We start from the raw sequence: 12,859 nt of genomic DNA on the forward strand, positions 1-12,859 counted from the left end.
TCATGACCGACCTTCAGCTCACGCCGACCGAACCCCTGGACGACCCGCACACGCTCGACGATCTGCATCGCTTCGTACAGCGTCATCCGCGCCTGTTCGTGCTGACCGGCGCGGGCATCAGCACCGACTCCGGCATTCCCGGCTATCGCGACGACAACGGCGCATGGAAGCGCTCGCCGCCGATCACGCTGCAGGAATTCCTCGGCGCGCTCGCGATGCGTCAGCGCTACTGGGCGCGCAGCATGGTCGGCTGGCCGCTCGTCGCGCGCGCGCAGCCCAATGCCGCGCATGTCGCGCTCGCGCGGCTCGAAGCGGCCGGTCACGTGCCGACGCTGGTCACGCAGAACGTCGACGGCCTGCATCAGCGCGCGGGCAGCCGCGACGTCATCGAGCTGCATGGCGGTATCGACGGCGTGAGCTGTCTCGACTGCGGCATGCAGCAGTCGCGCGCGACGATCCAGCAGACGCTCGAGGCCGATAACCCCGCGCTGCTCGACGTCACGGCCGAAGCCGCCGCCGATGGCGACGCGCATCTGGAGTGGCACGATCTCGGCGGCTTTCGCGTGCCGGCATGCTCGAACTGCGGCGGCCTGCTGAAGCCGTCGGTGGTGTTTTTCGGCGAGAACGTGCCGAAGCCGCGCGTCGAAGCGGCGTCGCTTGCGCTCGATGCAGCCGACGCGGTGCTCGTGGCCGGCTCGTCGCTGATGGTGTATTCCGGCTACCGCTTCTGCGTGTGGGCGCAGCGCCAGGGCAAGCCGATCGCGGCGATCAACCTCGGCCGCACGCGCGCCGATCCGCTGCTGTCGCTGAAAGTGGCCGCGCCGTGCGGCGATACGTTGAGCGCGCTCGCCGGTCTGCTGGCTGGCGATTGAAAATGACTACTCCGCGCGAATCACCATCGAAATTTCAGGAACGTCCATGCTGACGACGATCGAACAGCTCGAAGCCAACGTGAAACGCAACAGGAAAGCGCAAGGCCGACCATGACCGACGCCCGCCAACATTCGCCATCCGCCGAACGCAATCGCGAACCGATCCTCGCCGTGCTGCGCGCTGCGCTGCCGGCGAGCGGCCGCGTGCTCGAAATCGCGAGCGGCACCGGTGAGCACGCGATCTGCTTCGCTGGCGCGCTGCCCGGCCTCGACTGGCAGCCGAGCGATGCGGATCTGGAGGCGCGCGCCTCGATTGCCGCGTGGACCGCGCACGCGGGGCTCGCGAACGTGCGCGCGCCGCTCGCGCTCGATGTGCATCAGCCCGACTGGGGCGTCGATGCGCTCGACGCAGTGGTCTGCATCAACATGATCCACATTTCGCCGTGGAGCGCGGCGCAGGCATTGTTCGACGGCGCCGGGCGGCGGCTCGTCGACGGCGGCGTGCTGTATCTGTACGGACCTTACCGGCGCGGCGGCGCGCATACGGCGCCGAGCAACGAAGCGTTCGATCAGTGGTTGAAGAGTCGCGATCCGGAATGGGGCGTGCGCGACATGGAAGCGGTGGTCGCGCTCGGCGACGCGGCGGGACTCACGTGCGAACAGGTAGTCTCGATGCCCGCGAACAATTTCAGTCTGGTATTCACGAAGCGGGCAGGGTAGCGGGTAGATCGACGGGACGCACATTCGTCCATGCCTTCCGCCAAACCTCAGCCCGCTCCAGGAGCGAACCCGCCGCGCGCGCGCCGACGCGCGCACAATATCGGTCGTCGCGGGCCAACCGGAGTACTGCACGAGCAGCTGGCGTCCTTGCCCGCCACCGAGCGGCAAGCGCGCATTTCTTTTATCCTTTCACCCTCGCCGCCGCGCCAGTGTTTTTGCAGCGGCGGCACGACATTTTTTGGACTCTGGAGAATTCAAATGAGCAAACAGGCAATCGGCGTGGTGGGGCTGGCGGTCATGGGCCGCAATCTGGCGCTCAACATCGAGAGCCGCGGCCACGCGGTGTCGGTGTACAACCGTAGCCGTGCGAAAACCGACGAACTCATCGCCGAATTTCCGGACCGCAAACTGGTGCCGGCTTTCACGCTGGAAGAATTCGTCGACTCGCTCGAAAAGCCGCGCCGCATTCTGATGATGGTCAAGGCCGGCGAGCCGACCGACGCGACCATTGCCTCGCTCAAGCCACTGCTCGATCAAGGCGACATCCTGATCGACGGCGGCAACACACCTTTCACCGACACGATCCGCCGCAACCAGGAACTCGCGAAGGCGGGTCTGCATTTCATCGGCACCGGCGTGTCGGGCGGCGAGGAAGGCGCGCTGAAAGGCCCGTCGATCATGCCGGGCGGCCCGCGCGACGCGTACGACCTCGTCGCGCCGATCCTCACCGAGATCGCCGCGAAGGCGCCGGACGGCGAGCCCTGCGTCGCGTACATGGGACCGGACGGCGCGGGCCACTTCGTGAAGATGGTGCACAACGGCATCGAGTACGGCGACATGCAGCTGATCGCCGAAAGCTACGCGGTGTTGAAGCAGGTCGTCGGCTTGTCGAACGAGGAACTCGGCAAGGTGTACACCGAATGGAACCAGGGCGAACTCGACAGCTACCTGATCGAAATCACGTCCAGAATCTTCGGCAAGAAGGACGACGAAACCGGCAAGGATCTGGTCGACGTGATCCTCGACCGTGCCGCGCAGAAGGGCACGGGCAAGTGGACCAGCCAGAACGCGCTCGACCTCGGCGCGCCGCTGCCGCTGATCACCGAGGCGGTGTTCGCGCGTGTGCTGTCGTCGCTGAAGACGCAGCGCGTGGCCGCGAGCAAGGTGCTCGAAGGACCGCAGGGTAAGCCGCTCGAAGGCGCGAAGGAGGCGTTCATCGAATCGGTGCGCCGCGCGCTGTACTTCAGCAAGGTGATCTCGTACGCGCAGGGCTTCGCGCAACTGCGCGCTGCATCGGAAGAGTACAAGTGGGATCTCGACTACGGCACGATCGCGAAGATCTTCCGCGCGGGCTGTATCATCCGCGCGCGCTTCCTGCAGAAAATCACCGACGCCTACTCGAAGGACAAGGCGCTAGCAAACCTGCTGCTCGATCCGTACTTCCGCGACATCGCGAAGAACTACCAGGCGGCGCTGCGCGAGGTCGTGGTGGCCGCGGTCAACGCGGGTGTGCCGGTGCCGGCGTTCGCGTCGGCGATCGCATATTTCGACGCCTACCGCTCCGAGCGTCTGCCGGCGAACCTCGTGCAGGCGCAGCGCGACTTCTTCGGCGCGCATACGTTCGAACGCATCGACAAGCCGGGCAGCTTCCACGCACAGTGGAGTTGAGCGTTTGATCAAACGGCCCGGCGTGCCATGGTGGTAGGCGCGCCGGGCCGTTTATTGCGGCAAGAGCAATAGAGTTTCATCGAATTAAGGGTTTACCCTAGGGTCGTGACACCTCTAAACTTGTTTTCAATCGCTGAGGGAAAGCAGATACCCCAAAGCGCACCACACAACAAGACCTTTGGAGGTTAATCATGAAGACTCTGATTTCCGCAGTTGCCATCGCCGCCGCCCTCGTTGTTCCGGTCGCTTCGTTCGCTCAAGCCAGCCAGCCGGTGACGCGCGCCCAGGTTCGCGCTGAACTGGTTCAACTCGAAAAGGCCGGCTACAACCCAACCAGCGACTACGCGAACTACCCGGCGAACATCCAGGCAGCGCAAGCTCGCGTCGATGCGCAACACGGCACGGCCAACGCGGCAAACACCAGCGGCTACGGCGCTCCGGCTGTCGGCACGTCGCAAGCGGGCCACGCTGTCCTTCCGGCGAAGGCCGACCGCAACTCGGTGTACTTCGGCAACTAATCGCAGTAGAAGTGTGCAGGTGCTTGGGTAGTCGTAGTCTGCAGTGGACGCCGCGTCGTGCAATAGCGCGAATGCGGCGGGCAAGAAAAAACGCCATCCAGTTCGATCGGATGGCGTTTTGTCGTGTGCGTCCCACTGTGCGGCAAGTTCGCGTCAATGCAGCGTTCGCTGCCGCCGGCCGATGTCATCGAACAGCGCACGGCTAGGCTCCAGCGCGAGCAGCCACGATTCGTCATAGCCGCTCAGGTTGTCGAGCGCTTCGCGCAGCCGCTCGATCGCCACCGCGGGCAGTTCGACGCTCGCCTCGACGCCGCTCGACAACCCCGCGATGCTCGCCAGTTGCACGAGCGCATCAGCGGCCTCGGCGACATCGGCGGCGAAAACCAGATGCGTGTTCAGCAGTTCGACGAGGCCCGCAGACGCCGCCACATCGTCGACGTTGAGTTGCACGGCCAGAAAGGTGGCTTTATTCATCTTCGATTCCTCCCAGAATCCCGACGTTGTCTTGAGCTGCCCCGCGCGACTTGACTGAGTATAGGCGATGGCCGATCGCCTGCCATCACCCGACCAATCGGCCACGGCGGCTTGCTTGCGAGGTCACGCGGGCCGCGCGACCTATAATAGGGCCAGCCGCTCCAGCGCCGCCGCCCGTGGGCAGACGGCGCTGGCCGCGTGGTTCGCGCGCTTGCCAATTGCTCATCGACCATGAAGATCATCCGCAGCAGAAGCTTTACCCCGTCGCGTGCCTGGGGCGCGCTCGACATCGCCAACATGAACGGCATCACCACGCGTCTGCATTGGACCGACCAGCCGTACAAGTGGCACGTGAACGACGGCGAGGAGGTATTTGCCGTGCTCGACGGGCGCGTCGAGATGCGCTATCGCGAAGACGGCATCGAACGCTCGACGGTGCTCGAAACGGGTGACGTGTTCTACGCGTCGGTCGGTACCGAGCACGTCGCGCATCCGCTCGGCGCGGCGCGCGTGCTCGTCGTCGAAACGCAGGGCAGCGTCTGAAGAACACCGCAGTTTGACGGCGCGCGCCGGCGCGGCGCCCGTGCGGCGGTCGCGCATAATATTCAGGCGGCCGGAGACGGCCGCGACTTTATGCAAGCGTGACGGCACGGCAATTGCTACGGCGTCGATTGAATCAGATCGACACACACGTCGAGGAAAATCAGATGACACAACAATGGCAACCGACGGGGATGCGCCTGCTGATTGCGGCGGCGCTCGGCGTGATGATTGCGGGCTGCACGACGACGATGCCGTGGGAAAGCACGCCGTTCTACAGCAACGCGCCGTCGGGCACGACCAGCCTCGCGACCGTCCCGGTGCCCGCCGGCTACTATCGCGTGAATCCGGGCGATACACTGTCCGGCATCGCTTCGGCATATGGACGCAGCGCGCAGGAAATAGCCGCGTGGAACGGCTTGCCGGTCAACGCGGCGGTCGCGCCCGGCCAGGTGCTGCGCGTGTCGCCGCCGATGATCTCGGGCAGCGTGGTGGTCACACCGCCGGCCGCGGTCGCCCCGGGCTCGACGGCGAACCTGCCGCCGGGCGCCGTGCCTGGTGCGCCGGCCGTCGCGGCCGCGCCGCAGCCGGGCGTCGTGCTCCAGTGGCCGTTGCGCGGGCCGATCCTGCGCGCGTTTTCGCCGGGCAAATCCAACGGCATCGTGATCGGCGGGCAACCCGGCGATCCGGTCAAGGCCGCGGCGACCGGCCGCGTGGTTTACGCGGGCACCGGCATCGAAGCCTATGGCCCACTCATCATCATCAAGCACAACGATTCGCTGATCACCGCGTACGGCCAGAACAGCCAGTTGCTCGTCAAGGAAGGCGACGCGGTCGCGCAAGGGCAGACGATCGGCGAGGTCGGTGTCGATAGCCGCGGCGTCGCGTCGATTCAGTTCGAAGTGCGCCAGAACGGCCAGCCGGTCGATCCGCTCCAGTGGCTGCCGAAGCCCGGCGGCTGAGCGTCCCGCTAGCGTCCGTTGAGTCATCGCGCAGCCGGATCGGCGCGCCTCCCGGGGATGAGCCGGTTTTCAGCGGCGTCTGAATTGAATACACTGTAACGCTCGTTTGCCGGCGCGTGAGCGCTCCTTGCGGAGTGCGCGCGGCCGGTTGCCGTAGGCTGTCATCCATGGACGCACAGGGACACACAATGATCGATTTGCGCAGCGATACCGTTACCCGTCCGACTCCGCCGATGCTCGCGGCGATGTCGGCGGCCGAAGTCGGCGACGACGTCTGGGGCGACGACCCCACCGTCCTGCGTCTGCAGGCAACGCTGGCCGAGCGCACCGGCAAGGAAGCGGGGCTATTCTTCCCGAGCGGCACGCAAAGCAACCTCGCCGCGTTGATGGCGCACTGCGCGCGCGGCGACGAATACATCGTCGGCCAGCTCGCGCACACCTATAAATATGAGGGCGGCGGCGCGGCGGTGCTCGGCAGCATTCATCCACAGCCGCTCGAAAACGCCGCTGACGGCTCGATCCCGCTCGACAGGATCGCCGCCGCGATCAAGCCCATCGACGATCACTTCGCGCGCTCGCGGCTGCTCGCGCTGGAAAACACGATCGGCGGAAAGGTGCTGCCCGCGCAGTACGTCGCCGAGGCGACGCAGCTCGCGCGTGAGCGCGGCCTCGCGACCCACCTCGACGGCGCGCGCGTGTTCAACGCGGCGGTCGCATCAGGCAAGCCGGTCGCGGCGCTCGCCGGGCCGTTCGATTCGGTGTCGATCTGCTTTTCGAAGGGTCTGGGCGCGCCGGTCGGCTCGGTGCTGGTCGGCAGCCGCGCGCTGATCGACGTCGCGCATCGCTGGCGCAAGGTGCTCGGCGGCGGCATGCGCCAGGCGGGCGTGCTCGCGGCGGCGTGCCTGTACGCGCTCGATCACAACGTAGAGCGTCTCGCCGACGACCATGCGAACGCTGCGCATCTGGCGGTGGGCCTGGAGGCGATCGAACAGGTGAAGGTGCAGTCGGTCGCGACGAACATGGTGTTCGCGCAGTTTCCGCAGCAGCATTGCGCGCCGCTCGAAGCGTGGCTCAACGAGCGCGGCATCCTGACGCAAATGCTGTATGCGTCGCGCTTCGTCACGCACAAGGACGTGTCGCGCGACGATATCGATACGTTCATTGCCGTGGTGAAAGGGTATTTCTCGGCACGTTGATCGCGACGCATCGATTGTAAGCGGGGCGGCCCGCGCAACTAACCGTCAATCCCGCCCGACCCCTCGAGATCGGCGCGCGCCCGCCACCAAATCCATCATGCATTCGGGGCTTCATCAGCCGGTCATGCATCGAAAAAATAATCGATGTGCGTCAAATCGATTCACGCCCGCCGATGCACCCCGCGAGCGCCGCAACCACGCGGCTTTGCACCAGATCCGGGCGCGCGCCGCGGCGGCATCCGCCGGCATCCGACCAGCACACCGGGCACGGCACGTGCATGATCGTCCGCTCGCGCGCTGGTGTGCGCGAGCCCTAAAATGTCCTACTCTGTTTCTTTAACCGCTCCGACAGGCACGCGCCTTCCCGTCCGTCTCCAGTGCGGTTCGCGTCTGCCATGTCGAACTTCCCGGAGGCTTCGATGACAGCCGTCGATCTGGAATTCGACCAGCTCAACAGTACCGTCGACGCGCTACGGCGCTCAATTTCGAATCGCATGATGTACGGCGTCGGCAAGGACGCCGTCACCGCACACCCGCACGACTGGCTGCACGCGGCCGCGCTGGCCGTGCGCGACCGGCTCGTCGCGCGCTGGATGAAGACCACGCGCCTGCAATACGAGCAGGACGTGAAGCGGGTCTACTACCTGTCGATGGAGTTTCTGATTGGCAGAACCTTTGCCAACGCGCTGCTCGCGCTCGGCATCCACGATCAGATGAAGGAGGCGCTCGCGAGCCTCGGCGTCGACATGGACGCGCTGATCGATATCGAACCCGACGCAGCGCTCGGCAATGGCGGCCTCGGCCGGCTCGCCGCGTGCTTTCTCGACTCGATGGCGACGCTCGGCATTCCGGGCTTCGGCTATGGCATCCGTTACCAGTACGGCATGTTCCGTCAGGAAATCGTCAACGGCGAGCAGGTCGAGGCGCCCGATTACTGGCTGCGCGCCGGCAATCCATGGGAATTTCCGCGGCCAGAAATCAAGTACATGGTGCACTTCGGCGGCCGCACCGTGCAGCGCGGCGACAAGACCGAATGGATCGACACCGAGCATGTGAACGCGACCGCGTACGACACCGTGATCCCCGGCTACGCGACCGACGCGACCAACACGCTGCGCCTGTGGTCCGCGCGCGCGACCGAGGAACTCGACCTCGGCGCATTCAATCGTGGCGACTACCGCAACGCGGTCGACACCAAGAATATGTCGGAGAACGTGTCGCGGCTGCTCTATCCGGACGATTCGACGCCGGCCGGCCGCGAGTTGCGACTGCGCCAGGAATATTTCTTCGTATCGGCGACGATGCAGGATCTGATCCGCCGCTATCAGCGCACGCACAGCACGTTCGGACGCTTCTCGGAGAAGGTCGCGGTGCATCTGAATGACACGCATCCGGTGCTCGCGATTCCCGAGCTGATGCGCCTGCTCGTCGACGAGCATCATGTGCCGTGGGACAAGGCGTGGAAACACGTGACGCAGATCTTCTCGTACACGAATCACACGCTGATGCCGGAGGCGCTCGAAACCTGGGATGTCGAAATGTTGTCACGCCTGCTGCCGCGGCATCTCGAGATCATCTTCGAAATCAACGCGCAGTTTCTGAAGCACGTCAGCGAGCACGCGGGCCACGACGCCGAGATGATCCGCCGCATTTCGCTCGTCGATGAATATGGGCAGCGGCGCGTGCGCATGGCGTATCTGGCGATCGTCGCGAGTCACAAGGTGAACGGCGTGTCAAAGCTGCATTCGCAGCTGATGACCCGCGACATTTTCGCCGACTTCGCGCGCATCTATCCCGAGCGCTTCACCAACGTGACCAACGGCATCACGCCACGCCGCTGGCTCGCGCAGGCGAGTCCGTCGCTGTCGTCGCTGATCGATTCTCGCATCGGCAAGCATTGGCGCAGCAATCTGTTCGAGCTGGAGCAACTGCGCAATCTGCGCAAGGACGACGAGTTCGTCGAAGCGTTCCGCGAGGCCAAACGACAGAGCAAGCTGCGGCTCGTGCACCGGCTCGCGCATCACACGAAGCTGCGCTTCGATCCGGATGCGCTGTTCGATCTGCAGGTCAAGCGCATTCACGAATACAAGCGGCAACTGCTCAACGTGCTGCACGTGATCGTGCGCTATAACGAGATTCGCGCGAATCCGGAGCGCGACTGGGTGCCGCGCGTGGTGATGTTCGCGGGCAAGGCCGCGTCCGCGTACCGGATGGCCAAGACGATCATCAAGCTGATAGGCGACGTCAGCGAGAAGGTCAATTACGATCCGCTGATCGGCGATCGGCTGAAAGTCGTGTTCGTGCCGAACTACGGCGTAAGCGTGGCCGAGCTGATCATTCCGGCGGCCGATCTGTCGGAGCAGATCTCGATGGCCGGCACCGAGGCGTCGGGCACCGGCAACATGAAGCTCGCGCTCAATGGCGCTTTGACGATCGGCACGATGGACGGCGCGAACATCGAAATCCGCGACGCGGTGGGGCCCGACAACATCTTCATCTTCGGCCACACTGCCGACGAGGTGGACGACCTGCGCGCAAGCGGCTACCGGCCGCGGCGTATTTACGAGGAGAACGAAGCATTGCGCACCGCGCTCGATCAGATTCGCTCGGGCTTCTTTTCGCCGGACGATCCGCTGCGCTTTTCGGATATCTTTCACACGCTGGTCGACTGGGGCGACCACTACATGGTGCTCGCCGATTTCGACGCGTTCGCGAAGGCGCAGAACGAAGTGGATGCGCGTTTCGTCGACCGGCACGCGTGGGCCGAAAGCGCGATCGAGAACGTCGCGGGCATGGGGCAGTTCTCGTCGGATCGCACGATCGGCGAGTATGCGCGCAATATCTGGCGCGTCAGTCCGCTCAGTCTCGACTGAGTGCGCGATGCCGCCAACGTGGTCGTGCGGGGCTGGTTCCGATCGGTCGCGCGCGGCGTTGTCATGTTTGCTCGTCGCACCGCGTCATGCCTTCGGCGCCGCCGCCGCCTTCGCCGCCTTCGCCCGATGCACGGCCTCGCCGACGCGTTCGACGAACTCGCGATCCGTGCTCATCAGCGCCTCGCGCTCGCCGTCGGCCGTCTTGACCATCAGCCGATGTGTGACGTCCTGGGTCACCCACGTGAGCCAACCGACCACGATCAGCATCAGCCCGCATACGATGCCCACCGCCGAATGCAGCAAGCCGCCGACGATCGCGCCGATCAACCCGGCCACCGAGATCACGAGCGGCACGACCTTGTTCTTCTGCACGGTGACGACTTGCACGTCGACGATATCGCGCAGCGGGAAGACCTGGCCCGCGGACGAGAGAGCGTTGCGCGTGACCGACACGCCGCGATCGTTGAAAGGGGTTTCCATCGTTCCAATGCAAGGGTTGTGAAGGGCGCAGCGTAGCAGAGTTCATCAATTACCTGAAGTTACGGACTTTTTCGTCCTTTCTCAGGGCCGTGGAGCAAAGGAGCACAAACTTCAGTGATTAAAAAAATCAGTTATGGGAGCCCCCGGCGCAAGATGTGACGAAGATTGGGCGGCGATCGCTCCGACGCTCTTATTGCGACAGAACCGCGGAGGGTCAGTGACGTTATTGCGTGGCGACAACATCGGCAAGCGCCCGGTTGAGCAATGCCAATGCGTGCGCTTCTCCGCCTGCATTGGCACGCATTACACAGCAGAAAAATTTCGCACCTTATACCCGCTTTCCCTGTCAAAAGATAAGGCCGCCCGAACCGCCGTTCAGGGCGCCGGGCACGTCCGCGCCAACCGGCACGGGTTGTGCACGTGATCTCCTGCACGCATTCGACATCTGAAGAACAAGGAGGGCGGTCATGACCACGACTGCCAGTTTTCACATCGGGTATACGCGATATCTCGGTCCCGAAAGCGAGCCCGTGCAGCCATTGCCGGCCTTTGCGCAGGAACCTGAGGCGCTGATTTCCCTCTATCGCGCGATGGTGCTGACCCGCGCATTCGATACCAAAGCAGTTGCGCTGCAGCGCACTGGCAAACTCGGCACGTTCGCATCGTCGGTGGGGCAGGAGGCGATCGGTGTGGGCGTCGCGAGCGCGATGCAAGCCGATGACGTGCTGTTCCCTTCGTACCGCGATCATGCGGCGCAATTGCTGCGCGGCGTCACGATGACGGAAAGCCTGCTGTATTGGGGCGGTGACGAACGCGGCAGCGACTTCAGCGTGCCGCGACTCGACTTTCCGAATTGCGTCCCCATTGGCACGCAGGTGTGCCATGCCGCCGGTGCGGCCTACGCGTTCAAGCTGCGCGGCGAGCCGCGCGTCGCCGTGACGATCTTCGGCGATGGCGGCACGTCGAGGGGCGACTTCTACGAAGCGATGAACATGGCGGGCGTCTGGCAGGCGCCGCTCGTGCTCGTCGTCAACAACAACCAGTGGGCGATCTCGGTGCCGCGCAGCACGCAGAGCGCGGCGCAGACGCTCGCGCAGAAGGCAATCGCGGCGGGCATCGACGGCTTGCAGGTCGACGGCAACGATGTCATTGCCGTGCATCAGGTGATGCACGCGGCACTCGCGAAAGCGCGGCGAGGCGACGGCCCGACGCTGATCGAAGCGCTCAGCTATCGACTCGGCGATCACACCACCGCCGACGATGCAACGCGCTATCGCGACTCGGATGAGATTCAGAAGCAATGGGGCTACGAGCCGCTGCTGCGTTTGCGCAAGTATCTGATGCGGATGAACGTCTGGGACAAGGCGCAGGACGAGCAACTCGGCCGCGCGTGTCACGCGCAGGTCGAAGCAGCCGTCGAGGCGTATCTCGCCGTGCCGCCCCCCGATACATCCGCAATGTTCGACCACTTGTACGAGACGCTGCCGCGTGCCATGCGTGAGCAACTGGAAAGCGCGCAGCGATTCGCGCCGATAGCGGGCAATGGTCGGCATAGTCGGAACGGAGGCAACGGCCATGGCTGATCTGAACATGATCGATGCGCTCAATCTGGCGCTCGCGTACGAACTCGAACACGATCCCGCCGTCGTGCTGCTCGGCGAGGACATCGGCGTGAATGGCGGCGTGTTTCGCGCGACGGTCGGCCTGCAGGCACGCTTCGGCGCACAACGCGTGCTCGATACGCCGCTCGCCGAAACAGCGATCGCGGGCACCGCAATCGGCATGGCGGCGATGGGATTGAAGCCCGTCGCCGAGATCCAGTTCAGCGGGTTTCTGTATCCGACGATCGATCACGTGCTCAATCATGCGTCGCGTTTGCGGCATCGGACGCGCGGACGCCTAACCTGCCCGCTCGTGATCCGCGCGCCGTGCGGTGCAGGCATCCATGCACCCGAGCATCACTCCGAAAACCCCGAAGCCCTGTTCGCGCACATTCCCGGCTTGCGCGTTGTCACGCCTTCGTCGCCGGCGCGCGCGTACGGGTTGTTGCTGGCCGCGATTCGCGATCCCGACCCGGTGATCTTCTTCGAGCCGACGCGCCTCTATCGGCTGTTCCGGCAGACAGTGGAAGACAACGGCGAAGGGCTGCCGCTCGACACCTGCTTTACGCTGCGCGACGGCTCGGATGTGACGCTGGTGTGTTGGGGCGGTGCCGTGCAGGACGCACAAGGCGCCGCCGATCTGCTGGCGCAGGAAGGCGTGATGGTCGAAGTGATCGACGTCGCGACGCTTAAGCCGATCGACATGAACACGATCCTGGCCTCGGTGGCGAAGACGGGCCGCTGCGTGATCGTGCACGAGGGCTCGCGCACGGGCGGCATCGGCGCGGAGATCGCCGCCAATATCGCCGAGCGCGGACTTTATTCGCTGCTCGCGCCTGTGCAGCGCGTAACCGGCTACGACGTCGTGGTGCCCCTGTACCGGCTCGAGAACCAATACATGCCAGGTGTCTCGCGCATCGCCGCCGCGGTGAGGCAAGCTATGGAGGCGTCATAA

Annotated in this window: 13 protein-coding genes; 11 read left to right on the forward strand and 2 right to left on the reverse strand. The window is 64.8% G+C overall.

Annotated features, from left to right (window positions below):
* The first annotated feature begins 2 nt into the window (after positions 1-2).
* From F6X42_RS26580 to F6X42_RS26595, 4 genes are all read left to right on the forward strand, one after another.
* On the forward strand, positions 3-872 hold the full coding sequence (locus F6X42_RS26580; RefSeq protein WP_187637051.1) for an NAD-dependent protein deacetylase: 870 nt from the start codon (positions 3-5) through the stop codon (positions 870-872).
* Positions 873-983: 111 nt separating this feature from the next.
* Positions 984-1,592, forward strand: a complete 609-nt coding sequence (locus F6X42_RS26585) for a DUF938 domain-containing protein (protein ID WP_187637052.1) — start codon at positions 984-986, stop codon at positions 1,590-1,592.
* Between the two features lie 258 nt (positions 1,593-1,850).
* Positions 1,851-3,260 carry an NADP-dependent phosphogluconate dehydrogenase gene (gene gnd, locus F6X42_RS26590; protein ID WP_187637053.1) on the forward strand — a complete coding sequence of 470 codons (1,410 nt, stop codon included), beginning with the start codon at positions 1,851-1,853 and terminating at the stop codon, positions 3,258-3,260.
* A gap of 191 nt (positions 3,261-3,451) precedes the next feature.
* Entirely contained in the window at positions 3,452-3,778 is a 327-nt protein-coding gene (locus tag F6X42_RS26595; protein WP_187637054.1) for a DUF4148 domain-containing protein, read from the forward strand.
* Between the two features lie 153 nt (positions 3,779-3,931).
* Here the strand turns inward: F6X42_RS26595 and F6X42_RS26600 are convergent, their stop codons facing one another.
* Positions 3,932-4,252, reverse strand: a complete 321-nt coding sequence (locus F6X42_RS26600; RefSeq protein WP_187637055.1) for a hypothetical protein — start codon at positions 4,250-4,252, stop codon at positions 3,932-3,934.
* A gap of 231 nt (positions 4,253-4,483) precedes the next feature.
* Here F6X42_RS26600 and F6X42_RS26605 point away from each other — a divergent pair, with 231 nt between their 5' ends.
* From F6X42_RS26605 to F6X42_RS26620, 4 genes are all read left to right on the forward strand, one after another.
* Positions 4,484-4,795 (forward strand): cupin domain-containing protein, encoded by a 312-nt coding sequence (locus F6X42_RS26605; protein WP_187637056.1) that lies wholly within the window; start codon positions 4,484-4,486, stop codon positions 4,793-4,795.
* Positions 4,796-4,959: 164 nt separating this feature from the next.
* Positions 4,960-5,754, forward strand: a complete 795-nt coding sequence (locus F6X42_RS26610; protein ID WP_187637057.1) for a peptidoglycan DD-metalloendopeptidase family protein — start codon at positions 4,960-4,962, stop codon at positions 5,752-5,754.
* Positions 5,755-5,942: 188 nt separating this feature from the next.
* Complete coding sequence (gene ltaE / locus F6X42_RS26615; RefSeq protein WP_187637058.1) at positions 5,943-6,950, forward strand: low-specificity L-threonine aldolase; 1,008 nt, start codon at positions 5,943-5,945, stop codon at positions 6,948-6,950.
* A gap of 419 nt (positions 6,951-7,369) precedes the next feature.
* The gene (locus F6X42_RS26620) at positions 7,370-9,823 is read left to right on the forward strand and encodes a glycogen/starch/alpha-glucan phosphorylase (RefSeq protein WP_187637059.1); all 2,454 of its coding nucleotides are present in this window, start codon (positions 7,370-7,372) and stop codon (positions 9,821-9,823) included.
* A gap of 84 nt (positions 9,824-9,907) precedes the next feature.
* Here F6X42_RS26620 and F6X42_RS26625 read toward each other — a convergent pair whose 3' ends face one another.
* On the reverse strand, positions 9,908-10,303 hold the full coding sequence (locus F6X42_RS26625) for a DUF6232 family protein (RefSeq protein ID WP_187637060.1): 396 nt from the start codon (positions 10,301-10,303) through the stop codon (positions 9,908-9,910).
* A gap of 217 nt (positions 10,304-10,520) precedes the next feature.
* Between F6X42_RS26625 and F6X42_RS26630 the strand changes: the two genes are divergently transcribed.
* Genes F6X42_RS26630 through F6X42_RS26640 form a run of 3 tightly spaced genes read left to right on the forward strand, consistent with a single transcriptional unit; the run spans position 10,521 to position 12,859 of the window.
* Positions 10,521-10,727, forward strand: coding sequence for a hypothetical protein (locus F6X42_RS26630; protein WP_187637061.1), 207 nt, complete (start codon positions 10,521-10,523; stop codon positions 10,725-10,727).
* Between the two features lie 43 nt (positions 10,728-10,770).
* Complete coding sequence (gene pdhA, locus F6X42_RS26635) at positions 10,771-11,886, forward strand: pyruvate dehydrogenase (acetyl-transferring) E1 component subunit alpha (protein ID WP_187637062.1); 1,116 nt, start codon at positions 10,771-10,773, stop codon at positions 11,884-11,886.
* Positions 11,879-12,859 (forward strand): alpha-ketoacid dehydrogenase subunit beta, encoded by a 981-nt coding sequence (locus F6X42_RS26640; RefSeq protein WP_187637063.1) that lies wholly within the window; start codon positions 11,879-11,881, stop codon positions 12,857-12,859. The genes pdhA and F6X42_RS26640 overlap by 8 nt, the downstream gene beginning before the upstream one ends.

Source organism: Paraburkholderia podalyriae (genome assembly GCF_014397785.1).
Taxonomy (GTDB): domain Bacteria; phylum Pseudomonadota; class Gammaproteobacteria; order Burkholderiales; family Burkholderiaceae; genus Paraburkholderia; species Paraburkholderia podalyriae.